General features: G+C 32.1%; 14 protein-coding genes and 1 pseudogene. 2 read left to right on the top strand and 13 right to left on the bottom strand.

Annotated features, from left to right (window positions below; genetic code table 11):
* Positions 1-181: 181 nt before the first annotated feature.
* The 8 genes from P8V03_RS13715 to P8V03_RS13680 form a co-directional block, all read right to left on the bottom strand.
* A complete protein-coding gene (locus P8V03_RS13715; protein ID WP_318798641.1) occupies positions 182-1387 on the bottom strand; it encodes an ABC transporter permease in 1206 nt (401 codons plus the stop codon).
* 14 nt (positions 1388-1401) lie between these two features.
* Positions 1402-2103 (bottom strand): ABC transporter ATP-binding protein, encoded by a 702-nt coding sequence (locus P8V03_RS13710; RefSeq protein WP_318798546.1) that lies wholly within the window; start codon positions 2101-2103, stop codon positions 1402-1404.
* Positions 2100-3434: an efflux RND transporter periplasmic adaptor subunit gene (locus P8V03_RS13705; protein WP_318798544.1), complete on the bottom strand. Its 1335-nt coding sequence runs from the start codon at positions 3432-3434 to the stop codon at positions 2100-2102. Before P8V03_RS13705 ends, P8V03_RS13710 begins: the two co-directional genes overlap by 4 nt.
* A gap of 245 nt (positions 3435-3679) precedes the next feature.
* Positions 3680-4549 carry an SLAP domain-containing protein gene (locus P8V03_RS13700; protein ID WP_318798543.1) on the bottom strand — a complete coding sequence of 290 codons (870 nt, stop codon included), beginning with the start codon at positions 4547-4549 and terminating at the stop codon, positions 3680-3682.
* 363 nt (positions 4550-4912) lie between these two features.
* Positions 4913-6100, bottom strand: coding sequence for an ABC transporter permease (locus tag P8V03_RS13695; protein WP_318798541.1), 1188 nt, complete (start codon positions 6098-6100; stop codon positions 4913-4915).
* The gene (locus P8V03_RS13690) at positions 6097-7275 is read right to left on the bottom strand and encodes an ABC transporter permease (RefSeq protein ID WP_318798540.1); all 1179 of its coding nucleotides are present in this window, start codon (positions 7273-7275) and stop codon (positions 6097-6099) included. The genes P8V03_RS13695 and P8V03_RS13690 overlap by 4 nt, the downstream gene beginning before the upstream one ends.
* 14 nt (positions 7276-7289) lie before the next feature.
* The gene (locus P8V03_RS13685) at positions 7290-8342 is read right to left on the bottom strand and encodes an HlyD family secretion protein (RefSeq protein ID WP_318798538.1); all 1053 of its coding nucleotides are present in this window, start codon (positions 8340-8342) and stop codon (positions 7290-7292) included.
* 50 nt (positions 8343-8392) lie between these two features.
* A complete protein-coding gene (locus P8V03_RS13680; RefSeq protein ID WP_318798537.1) occupies positions 8393-8890 on the bottom strand; it encodes a MarR family winged helix-turn-helix transcriptional regulator in 498 nt (165 codons plus the stop codon).
* 205 nt (positions 8891-9095) lie between these two features.
* Here P8V03_RS13680 and P8V03_RS13675 point away from each other — a divergent pair, with 205 nt between their 5' ends.
* Positions 9096-10031: a hypothetical protein gene (locus P8V03_RS13675; RefSeq protein WP_318798536.1), complete on the top strand. Its 936-nt coding sequence runs from the start codon at positions 9096-9098 to the stop codon at positions 10029-10031.
* A 64-nt stretch (positions 10032-10095) separates the two neighbouring features.
* On the opposite strand, the gene P8V03_RS13670 is transcribed toward P8V03_RS13675, so the two are convergent.
* The 3 genes from P8V03_RS13670 to galU all read right to left on the bottom strand — a co-directional run bounded on the left by P8V03_RS13670 (position 10096) and on the right by galU (position 12982).
* Complete coding sequence (locus P8V03_RS13670) at positions 10096-10719, bottom strand: VanZ family protein (protein ID WP_318798535.1); 624 nt, start codon at positions 10717-10719, stop codon at positions 10096-10098.
* A complete protein-coding gene (locus tag P8V03_RS13665; protein ID WP_318798533.1) occupies positions 10712-11866 on the bottom strand; it encodes an ABC transporter permease in 1155 nt (384 codons plus the stop codon). Before P8V03_RS13665 ends, P8V03_RS13670 begins: the two co-directional genes overlap by 8 nt.
* A gap of 213 nt (positions 11867-12079) precedes the next feature.
* Entirely contained in the window at positions 12080-12982 is a 903-nt protein-coding gene (gene galU, locus P8V03_RS13660) for a UTP--glucose-1-phosphate uridylyltransferase GalU (protein ID WP_318798532.1), read from the bottom strand.
* Between the two features lie 356 nt (positions 12983-13338).
* Here galU and P8V03_RS13655 point away from each other — a divergent pair, with 356 nt between their 5' ends.
* Positions 13339-13938 (top strand): IS66 family transposase, encoded by a 600-nt coding sequence (locus tag P8V03_RS13655; protein WP_318798640.1) that lies wholly within the window; start codon positions 13339-13341, stop codon positions 13936-13938.
* A gap of 300 nt (positions 13939-14238) precedes the next feature.
* Here the strand turns inward: P8V03_RS13655 and P8V03_RS13650 are convergent.
* Positions 14239-15391, bottom strand: a pseudogene (locus tag P8V03_RS13650) (IS3 family transposase).
* 171 nt (positions 15392-15562) lie between these two features.
* Positions 15563-16825 carry an oligosaccharide flippase family protein gene (locus tag P8V03_RS13645; protein ID WP_318798530.1) on the bottom strand — a complete coding sequence of 421 codons (1263 nt, stop codon included), beginning with the start codon at positions 16823-16825 and terminating at the stop codon, positions 15563-15565.
* Positions 16826-16951 lie beyond the last annotated feature (126 nt).

Here is a 16951-nt window from a genome sequence, read left to right as displayed (position 1 = left end):
ATATTTTACAAGTTACCACCTTAAACTTAAAGTCACTTTTAGGTTATAATGCTAAATTTATTCCTTAAGAATTTGGGGACGGTTCACAATTTTTTAGCACCCTTAGTTTTTCTTGTTAAAAAATTGTAAACCGTCCCTAGCTTATTTTTTGTTGAAAAATTGTGAACCGTCCCTAGTTTGTCTACTCATATCTCAAGGCTTCAATAGGATCAAGCTTCGCTGCTTTACCTGCAGGATACATTCCAAAGAAAATACCAACTGCTGATGAGAATCCAAAGGATATTAGTATTACCCTCATAGATATAGGAATCTGTATGTGCATAAAGGAGCTTGCAAGCTTGCCTAAGGATATCCCCAGTATAGTTCCGATAGCTCCCCCTATTAAGCAGAGTATTACTGACTCCATAAGAAACTGTATCTTAATATCTCTTGTCTTTGCTCCTATTGCTTTTCTTATACCTATCTCCCTAGTTCTTTCGGTAACAGATACAAGCATTATGTTCATAACTCCTATACCTCCAACTAATAGAGATATAGCTGCTATAGCTCCAAGGCCTAAGGTTAACATACTTAACATCTTATTTACCTGGTCTAACTCTTTGAATCCCTGCTCAACAATATACTTACCTTTATTTTGATGTTTACTTTCAAGAATTCTTAGTATCTTTGTGCCTATCTGATCTGCATTCTTCATATCTGAAAGAGTTACTGTTAAGCTTGATATTTTCGTATCTTTAAATATTCTTTCTCCTATAGTTATAGGAATTATCATAGTTCCAGGCATATCAGGATTAAGAGATTCTCCAAGAGCAGCATTAGGATCCGCCGACACACCTATGATAGTTACATTAATACTTTTGTCTTCAACGTTTATCTTTACTCTTTCCCCTACTGCATCAATATTACCAAAAAGTTTTATTGCAGTTTTATCATCTATTACTGCAACATTCTTTATGCTCTCTACATCATTTTCATTGAGATATCGTCCTTTTGCTATTTTCACATTAAAATACTTCATAGATCCAGCATTGGTTCCTGAAACATACATACGTTTTGACTTATTATTTTCAGTTTGCAGAGAGCCCATATCTCCAATGTTAGTTATAACAGATGTGATTTCAGGTACTTTTTCCTTTAAAAGATCCATATCCTCTAGAGTATAATAGTCTCTTTCTTTTACCCCTTCATCTGTGTTAAAGTTCATTTTAACATTAACTATATTAGTACCAATATCCTGAAATTGATTTGTTACATAAAGCTTTGCTCCATCACCTATAGATACTATTGTAATTACAGAAGATATTCCTATAATTATACCGAGCATAGTGAGGAAGGACCTCATTTTATTTGATCTTACACTTTGCAGTGCAGATTGAAAACTTTCCATTATATTCACTGTCCTTACCCCCTAACTATAGTTCTATCTTCCACTAGATTGTCTGAGATAATATTTCCATCCTTAAAGACAATGGCTCTTTTAGTATGCTGGGCTATATCAGGCTCATGGGTAACCATAACTATAGTTACTCCTTCATCATTAAGTTCCTGAAAAATACCCATTATCTCCTCACTGGATTTACTATCTAAGTTTCCTGTAGGCTCGTCTGCAAGTATTATTGTTGGATCATTTACAAGAGCCCTTGCTATAGCTACCCTTTGCTTCTGTCCTCCCGATAACTCATTTGGCTTATGATGTACTCTATCAGAAAGTCCAACTCTGTCTAAAGCTATCTTTGCTCGTCTTTCTCTTTCAGCCTTTGGCAAACCTGCATACATCATTGGCAGTTCAACATTAGCAATGGCAGTAAGCTTCGGAAGCAGATTAAATGCCTGAAATACAAAGCCTATCTTTTTGTTTCTAATACTAGCAAGACTATTATCGTCAAGAGAGGATATATCAACTTCATCTAAATAATATTTGCCTTCAGTAAGCTTGTCTAAACATCCTAGTATGTTCATCAATGTAGATTTTCCTGAACCGGAAGCCCCCATTATAGCCACATATTCTTTTTCCTCTATTTCAAGATTTACACCTTTTAAAGCTTTTAATTGAATTGCTCCAGTATCATATACTTTAACGAGATTTTCAAGCTTAATTATCACTTTTTAGTCCCCTCACTTTTCTTTGCTCCTTCTGTAACCACATCTCCCTCATGAAGGTTTTCTGAAGGATTTACAATATATCTATCTCCTTCTTTAAGGCCATCTTTGATTTCTACATCATATTCTGTCTCAATACCAGTTTTTATGTATTTTTTCTCAATTTTATTCTCTTTGTTTACTACATAAACATATTTTTTACCTGTACTTTTTTCATCTTTAATGCCATCAAAGCCAATTGTAAGCACGTTGTCCTTCTCATTTATTACAATCTCTGAATCAGCTTCATAACCAGCCTTCACTTTATCATCAGGATTGTCCATGGTAACCTTAATATTAACCTTATATTCTTGATTCGCACCATTAGTTTTTGCCTGAGCCATTTCCCCTATATCTGTTACCTGACCAGTATACTTTTTATCTGAGCCCTTTACTTTAATATTTGCCTTCTGGGCCTTAACAACCTTTACTGCATCATATTGATTCATGTCTACAGATATCTTATATAGTGAATTATCATCTACGATAACCATATCCCCAGCCTTAGGAAATTGATTTTCCTTAGCATCCATTTTTATTACTATTCCATCAGTATTAGCTCTTAACTTGCTTTCCTCTATCTTTTTATTAAAGTTATCTATATCCGCCTGTGCTGATGCAATTTGATTTCTTTGAGCGGTTACTTTATCGTTATTAGACGAGTTTACATTGCCATAAGCCACCTGTGACTTTGATAAAGTCGCTTTAGCAGACTTGACAGCATTAGAAGCATCTTCAAACTCCTTTTTAGCAGCATCGAAGTCACTCTGTGATATGTGTCCTCCGCTGAGTAATTCTTGATTTTGCTTATACTTCTTACTTAGATGTTCATAATTCCTTTGTGCATTTTCAAGAGTTATCTGTGATTGTGCCAAATCGTTTTGTGCATTACTTCTATCTGCTGCTATTTCTGTTCCAAGCAGCTGATTTAATGTAGATTGTGCACTGGCTAAACTCAACCTTGATTTTTCAAGCTGATTTTCATACTCAGATGTATCAAGCTCTACTAGTATGTCCCCTTTTTTTACTTGCTGCCCTTCGCTCACTAAAACCTTCACAACCTTCTGTGATGGATTTAGTGCTATATCATTTCTGTAATTCGCTTCTACATTACCCTCTGCAGATACGGATTGTACAACTTTCTTTTTTGTCACTTTAGATATAGTTACCTCTTTAACTTTAGCTTTTTTTGCCTTTGTATAGGATGATACCCCCATGCCTATAACAGCTAGGGCAACAATTCCTATAATTACTACCTTTTTTTTAATCTTAATAGACTTTAGTTTTACTCCCATACTCTTTCCCCTCTTACTTAGATTATAATTCCTTTTTTGTAGTAATATTCAAACTACTACATAAGCTTATCATTAACTCAAACGTATTTCTACATTTCAATTATAATCTACATTTATGGTAATATTTCTTAACTTTTTCTTAACTATTTATTAACTGTTAGTTTATAAACAAAATTCTAAGTCATCGGGTAAACAAAAAAACCATCATTACTGACGGTTCTTTTTTAATGGATGTAATCCTAAACTTAGCTTTTGCTTCCAAGCTCCTCTAATTTAAAGGACACAGTCCAGTTATTTAAAGCCATATCCTCTTCTACTTTTACCCCTGTAGGGAAAACAAGGTTGCAGATTCTTGCCTTAAGAGGGCTGATTGTAAAATTATCTAATTTAAATAGCTCTGATTTTACTACAGTTCCATTAGGATCCTTTAAAGTAACAGGAATTTTCTCCATATTTACAGCTTGGTTGTTACCATTTCTTACTACTAGTGTAACTAAAATGTTTCCATTCTTCTGTATTCCTATACTAAAAGTAGATACAGAAATTTCCCCTTCGTTAATATCTGGAACTTCATTTAAGAAGTTATCATAAACAAGCTTATCAGCTATATCTATATCCTCTGGTAAATCTTCAAATTGAACTTTGACAGTTCTAGAAGCCTCTAGCCTTGAATCAAAAGCTAGCTTCCAGTTATCAATTGGTATAGCATCAACTTTTACATTCTTCTTTTCAAAGTAAAGCTTTACTGGTCTTGCAGAATGTGGTGGTAATTCCCCTAAAGACTGTAAATTAAACATTTGCTTTCCTAATACTTCATCTTTGGAATCTAATATATAAAAAGGAACTTTTCCAAGAGTGACCTTTGTTGAAAGTCCATTTCTTATATAAGCTTTAATTTCAAATTTTTCACCTTGATCATAAGCATAGATACCAGTTACGTTAAGTTGTCCTTCAACTATTTTTGGAAGCTCTGCTATTTCCTCTTCTAAAATTTCTTTTTGAACATCAGACATTACATTCTCATCATGATCTAAAAGCGAAAGTACCGTAGATACATATAATTTATCATTATTTACACTTCCACTGCTATTAGCTTCTTGCTTTTTGTTTTTCATTTTATACCTCCAAGTTTCCTTCATTAATATACTTTCACAATAGTTACTACTTAATAAAAGACCTCACTTACAAACTTCGATAGTAACTACACCTATTTCTACATTATATTTTACTAGTTTAATATATCATAATGATTTTGTAAAATCAATTTACATATTATATAGAAGTAACTTTTTCTTATTATTCCTGCAAATTATTCTCTTGGCTTTTATAATTAGACTTATTGTTATAATATTTTATACTTCTTTGCCCATTTTTATGTATATCTCCCCTTTTACCTAAGAAATAGCTTTATATAACTTTATCGGTCTTTAAAAGAGACTAGTAGTCATTTAGAATAATCTACTAGTCTCTTTTAATTATTAATCACTTACATTTTCCTTTGGCTTCATTAATTTTCTCTGTACAACTTTAAAACCAAAGATTTTAAACAAGTATAATCCTACTCCTACAGGCAGCCAAAATAGTGCATAATAGATTCCGCCCTGCACATAAGGTGCAATAACAGCAAAATCTACGCCCTTTAAATTTATAGTCTTCAGCGGATTAATAAAGTACACCAAAGGCCATATCTTTTTCACCACACTGAAGAAACCTGCTGGCATCATATACTCTGGCCATACGTACCCTGCCGTAAGGAATGTAGGCACAGATAAAAACATACTAAACCGAACGCATTGGTCCATGGCATCAAATACGAAGGCAAAGACGAAGGATATAGCTGTAAGATCTAAAAGAAATACAGTAAGAAGAATAAAATAATCTATTAAGCTTCCCTTAAGTGGAAGATAAAAATACTTTCCTGCTGCGTACAAACTGCCAGTAGCTCCTACTGCTGCCATTGTAGCAAAAACTAAAATTTTCAAAGAAATTTTTAGAAGCTTTCTTACTCCTTCCTTTGAACGAAGCTTCATTTTTACCATGCTTAGTTTTTCTTCAATTAATACTGGTGCTAAGGCTCCAATATACACCTGCTGAACAACAGCTCCTATCATAGCATAAAGCAGGTATCTCATATAACTTAACTGGGGATCGTAAAGTATCCTTTCCGTAAAGGATAGCGCTCCTATAGACTTTTGAGCTGCATAAGGCACCATATTATTTGCCTCTAAAACATTAAGCTGAATGCCAGCATTAATAGTATTTAATATTTCACTTCCATAGGACAAGGCATTATTTCCTATTACTATATTAGTTTCATCTATTAATAACAAAGTTTTAGGTGCTTTTATAGCATTTGCATCCTTAGCAAAATTATGAGGTATAATAAGCCCTACACTAACTTTTTTTGTCTTTATAGCTTCATTGAGCTCTTCATCAGTCTGAGCACGATAAACAACCTTAAATTTTGAAGTTTCTTCAAACTGCTTCACAACATTTCTTGATATAGAGGAATTATCCATATCCAGAATCCCCATAGGGATTTCCTCAACAAAAATTTTACTAAAAACCAATCCTAAAAGGGAAATAAAAAGTACTGGTCCTAAAGTAAGTAAAAAAATATTCTTTAATGTTACTGGTCTAACTCTAAAAGGTAGCTTTTTCTTCATGCTTGAATCACCTCTTCGGCTTGTTGCTGCTGATTTTTATTGCTTCTTATACGATTATATTCCCTTTTAACAACCTTCTTTAACATAAAGATGACCAAGGTTGCTACCCACATATATAATACAAACTTAAATAACCAGTGTATTTGAGGCAGAATATATTCCATTCCAATGCTTTTTAAACACAAATCTCTCATAGTCTCCCCATAGTGCAAGAATGGAAGATATTCTGACAGTTTCTGAAAGAAGATTGGCATTCCCATAACGGGGAAAGTAAAACCTGCTAAAATAGTTGTTGGCAGAATGGATATTGCTCCTACCTGCAGAGCAGCTATTTTATCTGGCAAAATAGTTCTTACTAAGACACCATAGCTCACTAACCCTATAGAGTATAAAAGGGTCAATATGATAGCTCCCTCTGCTGTTCCCCTAAAGGGTACATCAAAATACTTAAACTGAACTCCTAGGCTTATTCCTATAGAAATTACTCCGAAAAGTCCTCCTAAGATCCCTTTCAGCCATAGCCATAAGTAGCTTTTTTCATCCTTTCTAACTATATCTACTCCTAGCATTACAAGGCTTACCTGGATAATAGAGATAATCATTCCTGGAATAAGGAAGTTTATATAGTTTCTAGTTGGATTGTTTAAAAGTCTATAATTAAAATACATTGGAAGAACGTAGTTTTGAGATACCTCAGGCATTATGTTAAGCTTTCCTTCCATTATCTTTTTCAGGTACCCAGTTTTAATGCTAAGTAAGATTTCACTCATTCTTGCCTTGGCAGCACTGGTAACGGACATTTGTGAGCCATCATAAAATACAAGTACCCTAGGTCCATTACCACTAAATAAGTCCTTTGAAAAATTCTCTGGAATAATTACTCCAACTCTTATCTGCTCCTGTTCTATTAAAGTCTTAATATCCTCATCTCTATCGCTATAATTAGTTACGTTAAATATTTCATTTGTTTTTATTTCTTTGATAAGCATTTGGCTAAATTGAGAATTATCATGGTCTACAATAGCCGTTGGAATATGTTGAATCTGGTGATGCTCCATTTGATAACCTAATATAAAGCTGCAGATAACAGGAATTCCAAGTACAAATAAGAAGGAAAAAAATAAGCTTTTAATTTTTACACCTAGACCTATAAGCTTTAATAACTTTTCATTCATGATTAATTCTCACATCACTTTCCAAAGTCAACAATAGCTGTCATTCCCGCATGAAGTGGTTTATCTATACTAGTTAACTCTACTTTCACACCATAGGATAATACATCAAACTCACCATTATCATTTGTAGCTCTTTTAACTGCAAAATCAGGCTTTTCATTTATTCTAACTATCTTTCCTTTAAACTGCTGATTAGGATAAGCTGAGAACTTTACAGAAACCTCTCCATTTAACTTAACCTTTGAAAGATCTGTTTCCTTCACATTGCACTCAATCCAAGGTGCAGCTGTATTAGTTAACACAACTAAAGGCATTCCTGGGGTTACTAACTCTCCTACTTCAACATTTAATTGAGTTATTATTCCATCTAATGGTGCAGTTATAGTAGTATCATTAATATACGTCTGAACCTCACTTAATCCACCTTGGGCCTGCTTAATTTGTCCTTCAGCTGCCTGTATTGTAGACTCTGCCTGACTTACCTGAGCCTGTGCTGCAGCTATATCCTCTGCCCTCGCTCCATTCTTTGCAAGTTCATATTGTTGTTTTGCAAGTTCGAATTGAGTTTGAGCTTTATCAAGATCTGCTTGAGGTACAAATTGTTGATCAGATAATGCTTTCACCCTGTCATAAGTTACCTTAGCCAAATCATATTGAGCCTTAAGCTGCGCAAGCTCTTCCGGTCTTGCTCCGTTTTTTGCCTTTTGAAGTACTGCCTCCGCTGCCTGTTTTGCTGCTTCTGCCGCCTTTTTCTGCCCTGTAGCTGCTTGAATTTGAGCCTCTGTCTGAGCCTCTTTTGCTTGCAGAGTGCTATTGTCGATAGTTATCAAAACTTGTCCACCTTTAGCGTTATCTCCCTCTTTTATATTTATTGCGGTTATTCTTCCTGAGGTTTTGGAATTTATATTTACCTCTTTAGTTTCTACATTTCCCTGAACTGTTAGGTGTCCATTACTTTGCTTTATTACTTTATCTCCCGTTAAACTGCGTACATTAGTGGAGCATGCTGTAAAAAGACTTACCATTGCTAATAAAGATGTTGTTAGTACAATATTTTTGCGTTTCATGAAAAACCCCCCTGTATAAAACATAATAGAAATTGAGATGGCATATGCTTTTACTTATTAAAATAATTTGCAATCAAGTATTTCTCCACCTTTATAAGTAATTCATAAAAATGTTCCTTCTCCTTGTCTGATAAAAAGTTTAGAACTTCCGAAGTAAATACTTCCTTGTCAGGGAGTACCTTTTCTAAAATCTCTATTCCTTCCTTTGTTATTACCGCCTTTATACTTCTTCTGTCATTTTCATTTGTAATTCTTTTTATAAGTCCTCTTGCAACCATCCTGTCCACTAAAGATGTGATATTTGCCCTTGTTACAGACATTTGATCACCAAGAACAGACAATTGAATTCCTTCCTCTTCAGTTAGGTAAATTTTATAAAGAGCAGTAAACTGCGGTTTTGATAACTTAAAGGTTTTATAGAACTTATCAAATAACTGTTCTATTGATCCTCCCAGCCTAACTATTACTTCAATTAACCTCATCGAATCAATTTCAGTAGAATTATCACTTATTGATTGGGATAAGCTCTTATTTTCTGTTTCCCCCACCTGATCGCCTCCTATGTAAGAATTTTTATATTTATTAGCATATTTATTGTAAATATATAAATAGTAAACATATTAACTATTCATATACTAATTATAAAAAATTTATTAATGGGTGTCAATATATTCCTTAATCTAAAAGTAGTAATTTAGTTTATTTGGTTATTATGGTATAATCTTTCTATTAACGATACAAGGGGGAATTTAAGTGCTAAAGACAAAACTAAAAAGCTTTATTATAGCATCTTTAATTGGGGGTACTCTTTTAATCCCAGGTAAAGTACAAGCTTTTCAAGTTAACAATAACCAGACGGTAGATGCAAATAAAGTTTGGACAATTACATTTACTGATGAAGTTGGTTTTGATGATCTTACTAAAAAAGGAATTAAGGTTTTAGATAAAGAAGGGAATGCTATTAACGTAACCTTAGGTTTAGGAGCGGATAATAAGAGTATTATTGTTATACCACCACAAAATGGCTATAAACCTGGTGAATCATACAAAATATTAGTAGATACAGCTGCCCACTCTAAAAAGGGAAAGGCTATGAAACAACAAAGGGTGATGGATTTTAATATAAAAACCGAAAGCTCAAGTAACATAGGTAATAAATATGTATTTACTAGTGACGAAGACTTGAACAAGAAAGAGTTTATTGATCTGAAGTCCGGGGAAGTTATTTTTGATGGTAATGATGTTACCGCTAAATTAGCCTTAAGGCATATACCAGACAAATTAGTGTTTAATAGTATTAGCACACCGGATAATCGCATTGAGTATTCATGGGAAGTTAAAATAAGCGATGGGAAAAATCAATATATATTATGGGCAAACCATACAAAGTTTCCTGGAGACAAAGAAATTGAACTTCCTCTTTTAAATGGAGTTCAAGTATCAGTAGATAAAGTTGATGAAGGCAGCTTCTTACATCAAAACTATTCAAGTTTATCCATAGCAGATGGTACACTTGAATTTGACAAGGAACATAATTCACTGATTCTTCACGGACAAGTTCCAGGTTTAGATGTTAACAATATCTCCTATATTGAAGTTGAATCAGCTTACGATACCATCGATGAGAATGATATTGATGGTGACTATAGTAGTGATAAAGTGCTAGTTTTAGATAAGCTAAGTAAATAGTAAAAACCTACCAATAGGTAGGTTTTCAGATTGATTACACCCCCATATTTTTTAAAATATGGGGCTAACTTGACTTCTCCTTTAAAGGATTATATAACTTATTCAGATGTTTATTAAGGAAATAGTAGCCTAAATAAAATAATGTAGTACCTATAACAGCTCCTAAAAAATCTATAAGAACATCTACTACAGAAGATGTTCTTCCAGGTACAAATAACTGATGAAACTCGTCTGTTACAGAATAAAACAAGCAAATAAACAGTATATAAATAATCGCCTTTCTTCCCTTAAAATCAAAAATAAACAGCAAATTACCTATTAGCAGTGACAATATTAAATACTCAAAGGCATGAGCATTCTTTCTTATTAATACATTTATGTCCTTTTTATTAGCCTGTTGTTTTATACCATTATTAACGATAGAAGTTTTCTGCTTATAGTCTGAACTAACCTTTTTATCTTGGTTTTTATGCTGGCTATCATTAACGCTGTTTATAGTTTTTTCTTTATCAAAAGCATTAAGCAATTCTTTTGCCCTATTATACTGCTTTTTCAAGTAAGACTCTACTGCATAACTCCTATCGTTTGAAACCTTTCCTGTATTCGATGAATTATAAAAAATAACCCACATCCATATTAGACATAAAACTATAGCTATGGCTTTTTTAAATTTCAGTCTATTATCCATTCTTTATTACCTCTACAGGATTTAGTCTAAAGGACTTAAAAGCTGGAAACACTGCAGCTAAGGTAGACGCAGCTATATCAATGAAAGCTGAAACCAATATAAAGTTATGGTTTATAAGTATTTTTACAATAGGCTTTCCATCGGAAGTAACTATGTATTTATTAAAGCCTTTTATATACATGTATGTAAATAAGATACCTACTGCAGTTCCTATTACTCCTAAAATGAAAGCTTGTAGTAAAAATATAAGAGCTGCCGAACCATCTTTTATGCCCATAGCCTTAAGAATTCCTATTTGTTTATATTTCTGTATTACACTTATGTTGAGTATACTTATTATACTTAGCACAGCTGCAAGAAGTACAAAAAACTGAATTATAACTGAGCATACCTTCTGAGCAACCATGGCGCTAGCCAAAAACTTATTCTGTCCCTTCCAGTTTTCAACTACAAAATCATTATTTCCAAGTAGCTTTTGTATCCTATCTCCGATAATATCTGCATTATAAGAATCTTTAACAGAAATCTCTATAGAGCTAATTTTATCTCCACTACCAGATAAATCCTGTGCTGTTTTTAAATCTGTTATAACCCAAATACTATTTATCTTAACAGCTCCTAAATCATAAAAACCAACTACTGTAAGTTCAGTTTTCTTTCCATCAATAGTATTTACCTCTATTTTATCTCCTACATTTACTCCTAATTTCTTTTTTAAATCCTTACCTAGGATAGTCTGTTCATTTTCACTAACCATACTTCCCAAGTAAATCTTACTTTTTATATCGTATAAGGAGTTAATATCCTCAGGAACAAAGCCTCTCACTTGTATATTTTCCTTTTTATCACCAACTTTTACAAAAGCATTCTTTTCAGCTACTGGTGCTACTATGTTGATGCCTTCATCTTGCTTTTTTATCCTATCTTTTATATCCTGCCAGTTCTCTATATTTCCGCTATTTGGATTAACTGTAATATGGACTAAACTTCCTGTTACTTTATCTAAAAGGCTTTTTTCAAGTCCCTGACTTAACAGTCCTATAAAAACTTGCACAGATACCCCTATAGCAATTCCTAAGATTATAATAAAGGTTTGTACTTTACTGCTTCTTATAAATCTTGTAGCTATTTTAAAAGATGTAAACATATTTATTCCTCCATAAAATTTGCATTGTCAATTAGAGTATACCATAATTCTAGAAATACTTTTAATGATTCTAGCCTTAAATTTTAACACTTTAGCTGCTGAAAATCAGATGTTTTACAACAAAACAAGTGTAGTTTCTTAGAACCAAAGATAAAACTAAAAACTACAGAAACTTATCTGCGATAAATTTCTATAGTTTTTACTCTGTGATCTTTATACTCTAGAACTAGCAGCTTCTTGATAAGCACCACTCTTGCTCAGTTCTGATAAATATGCCATAAATGGCCCCCTTAAGTCCTGTCTCTTTAAAGCCATTTCAATTGTTGCTTGTAAATACCCTAACTTATCTCCTACATCATACCTTTTTCCTTCAAATTCATAGGCATAAATAGCTTGATGAGATAACATTGTTTTAAGTGCATCTGTTAACTGAATTTCGTTTCCTTTCCCTGGTTCAGTGTTCTCTAATATATCAAATATTTCTGGCATTAGTATATACCTTCCTAAAATGGCTATATTAGAAGGTGCTTCTTCCAAGCTAGGCTTTTCTATTAAATCTTTAACTTTATGAACTCTATTTTCTATAATCAAATCTTTTATAATTCCATATTTAGATATTTCGCTATCTGCTACTTGCTGGACTCCTAATATAGAAGTTTTATATTCATTAAAGCAATTTATCAGCTGCTTTAGACAAGGTTCCTTGCTATCTACTATATCATCTCCTAACATAACAGCAAAAGGTTCGCTTCCTACAAAGCTTTTAGCACAGTTTATAGCATGACCTAAGCCTCTTGGTTCTTTTTGCCTTATAAAATATATATTAGCTAAACTACTTATGTCCTTTATGATATCAAGTAATTCTTTCTTATTATTGTTTTCTAATTCAAGTTCTAATTCTACTGATTTATCAAAGTGATCCTCTATAGATCTCTTATTTCTTCCAGTAATTATTAGGATTTCTTCTATCCCAGATTGTACTGCCTCTTCCACTATATATTGAATAGTTGGTTTATCCACTATAGGAAGCATCTCTTTTGGTTGAGCTTTTGTTGCTGGTAAAAACCTAGTTCCTAAACCTGCTGCTGGTATAACTGCTTTTTTTATTCTTCCCATTTTATCCCCCTTACCCAAACTGATAGTGTATCCGAAAATATTATACCACATACCCAAAAATGGTGCTAGATACTGTCTTTATCATCTTCTCTGGATAGCTGAAATAGTATTAAAGTACTAATTCATTCCAAAGAAACTATAAGTACTAAGGATGGTTGGCTTTACTGCTATAATGCCTTTGCTCCTAGAATAGTTTATATAGGCCTACATAGAGAGCCAATGATAAGAACCAGAGAATTGACATATGGAATAAAAAAATTTTTCTACTACTAACTTATTGTCTTTCGTTGTTTCTACTATGTTATAGATAGTTTCACATGAGAGTAGCATCAATTCAAAGCCAGTAGTTTTGTACGATTATCAAAGCACTAGATCAAGCTCATGCCTTAAAAAGTTCCAGAGGAGTAATAGGTTTTAATTATTGTGAGCAAATTTATAAACTTGAAAAAGAGCTTAGAGAAGCTTATTCAAGCGATGAAAATTATTATGATATTAGGTTTAAAATAAGATCCGAGAAACTAGCTCCGCTTATAGATGACTTTATTGACTATGTTGAAAGAGAAATTAAAGATGCTCTTCCAAGAAGTCCGCTAGGTAAAGCCCTTGATTATGCTAAAAAGCATTTACCAGGATTAAAAAATGTGCTACTAGATGGTTCCTTAGAAGTCGATAATAATGCTGCCAAAAGAGCAATTAAACCTTTTGTTATAGGTCGTAAGAACTTCCTTTTTGCCAATACTGCTAAAGGAGCCACTGCAAGTAGCAATATTTATAGTATTGTTGAAACTGCCAAGGCTAATAAGCTAGTTGTAGAAAGTTACTTATTTTATTTGTTTGACAATCTATTAAAGATAGATATATCTGATAGCGAAAGCTTAGAGAACCTTATTCCTTGGTCTAATAAGATTCCTGAAAATATGTTTTATAATAAAACCCTTGATTTCTCAAGGGCTTAAAATTTTTTCATTATATTGTTAGTAATAATTTTTTCTTCTATTGTCTTAGATTTTGAAGCAGTTCTAATTTGAATTCTTGTTTCTTCACTATAACCATGCGAAGCTGAAGATTTTCAGATATCTATAGTATTCAAAGCTTAAACAGGCACTTAGTTTAATTTTCTCCTCTGACGATATATCTATTATGGTATTATATTATTTTCCTTACAACAATCTACTATTGTACTTTTGTAAATTGAAAGCTTATTCATCACTGAAGTGGATCTATGTCAATATCTTAGACACAAAAAGTTGAACTTTTTATGCAATTCTTCTAGCTAAATCTTCACATTTTTGTGGTGAGATATAACCAATGCTGCTATGTATTCTTTTTCTGTTGTACCAAGCTTCTATATATTCAAATATTGCTAGCCTTGCAGTATCAAAGTCAAAGTACTTAACAAGATGGACTTCCTCCTTTTTTAGAGAGGCATGAAAAGACTCAATGCAAGCATTATCGTAAGGGCAGCCTTTTGAACTGAAGGAATGGGTAATTAATTTAGTACTATCTATGTACTCCTTAAAAGCGAAGCTTGTGTATTGACATCCTAAATCACTATGTAAGATTAAAGCCTTAGTTGGTTTCTGAAGCCTTACGGCGTTTTTTACAGCCTGCAGAGCTAATGAGGTATCAATAAACTTAGACATGGAATACCCAATTATCTTTCTACTATACAAATATACAAATCCATAACTGAAGCTAAATAGCACCAACCGTCTTTAATTGTATGGATATAAGTGATATCTGTGACCCACTTTTCATTAATAGTAGTTGTTTGAAAGTTTCTTTTTAAAACGTTTTCTTGCTCTACTATTTTCCTTTTGGATGGTGATGGTCTGAATTTTTTTATTATTATAGATTTTATCCCCAGTTTCTTCATTAAACGTTGAGTTCTCTTTAGACTAATAGTTATCCCCAATGCTTTTAGTGATTTATTTATTTTTGGTGCTCCATAACGATTTTTACTCATTTTGTGGATATTTATGATTTCTTTTTCTATCTTTTTATTTTCTAATTCTCGATTGCTTGGCTTCTTATTTAAATAATTATAATAAGAGCTCCTAGACACCTTTAGAACTTTACACATGAGTTTAATATCATGATATTTCTTGTTGTTAGTAATGAATTCAAATACAGTAGTTATTTCCTTGCGAATATGCCCATAGCTTTTTTTAATATTTCAATCTCCTCTTCAAGCTTTGCATTTTTCTTTAATAAATTTTTATATTCTTCTGCTGTTATAGTTGTATCTTTATCCACAGAAATAGGTTTATTTTTCTTTATCCAGCCAATTATTGTTGATTTTGATATGGCATATTCACTACTTAACTCTGCTAGGTTCTTTCCTGAGTTATAAAGTTCTACTATTGTATTTTTAAATTCCTCTGTATATTGTTTTTGACCTCTTGCCATTATAAACACTTCCTTTTCTTTCTTATATTTTAAAGTGTTCGGCTTTCTGTGTCTACAATATTATACTAACACCAAAGTCCCGCTTATATGTTTATTTTCTGTGGTCATAACACTCTTTATGATACTAAAAATACCCGAACTTGATTATAACTAAATTTACTGGAAGTCTAACTATTTACATATAAGATTGTTAACTATTGTATCTTTAAAACTTTCTGGTTGCTTTCTAACTATCATATATTTATGTAAAATTATTATAGAATACAATGCATAACTAACTGTTGAAGAAATAGCTGCTCCACTTATTCCATATCTACGAATCAAAATTAAATTTAATCCACCATTTACAACAGTTGATATTATAGATGCTTTTACTCTTATATCAGGTCTTCCTAAACCTGCAAAAAAACCAGCTATAACTTTTACAATTGCAAATAAAACTATTGATGGAAATAGAATTTTAAAAATCTTTGAAACTGAAAAGTACCTATCACCGTATACCATAAGCACTAATTTGTCAAAGATAAACAATGAAATTATCCAAGCTATAGTTCCGAGCAAAATACTTTGTACTATTATTCTATCAATTTTTTTTATAATTCTTTTTAATTCATTATTATCTTTTCCTACAATTTCAGGATATATTACAGACGCAATTGAGTCTGGGATTATCCAAAACTTCTCAGCTATGTTAACTGCTATAGAATATATACCTAAGTCAGGTTTTCCTAATAAAAAAACTATTATCCACTGATCTAGTCTATAATTTAAAAAGTTGGCTAAATTAGAAATATAATTTAGTCTGCTTATACTTAATGTAGTTCTGATTATTTTCATTGATTGCTTAAAGGCAAATTCGACTTTACAATTAAAGCTTTTTTTGATTATAAAAAAACATATTATTGAGGAAAAGATATTTAATAAACATTGGATTACTAATATATTTGTTACGTTTAAATACTGCTTATTACCATAATATAAAATAATTATGAATATAAAATATATAAATGACTGACCAAACATTACCCTGTTTCTAAAAATTATTTTCCCTATACCAAATAAATAAGACACAATAAAATTATTTAAATTAAAAGTAATTATAAAAATTATTATGAATACAAAATTACTAACAATATTAAAAATTCCATATATAGATACTGCAAAAATTTCTAGACTTGATAGAATAAAGAAAAATATTACGCTTGCTGAAAAAATACTCTCATTGGAAAATATCTTTTTTCTTAAAAAATAAATATTATCGCCAAAATAATTTATTGATAAGAACATATACATAGTGTTAGGTATTAGTAACACAAAAGTAATCTCCCCCTGCCCCTGCGGTCCGAGTGCTCTAGCTATAAATATACTTATAATAAAATTTATAATAAAAATTAGAACGTTTGTTGATAATGTATCCAATATCTTTTTTAGCATATCTAAATCCTCTATTTGATCTTATCTATATTTTTCATTTCCATAGTTGAGAAGCTTTCCATTGGGAACTTTACAGGCATTCCAGTTAATCTTGATTTATAAGCAGCAAGAATTATAGACATACCC

The organism is Clostridium tanneri, from assembly GCF_033659955.1.
Lineage (GTDB): Bacteria > Bacillota > Clostridia > Clostridiales > Clostridiaceae > Clostridium_AM > Clostridium_AM tanneri.
The sequence above is the reverse complement of the archived record's forward strand: the minus strand, read 5'-3'. Positions and strand labels throughout refer to the sequence as shown.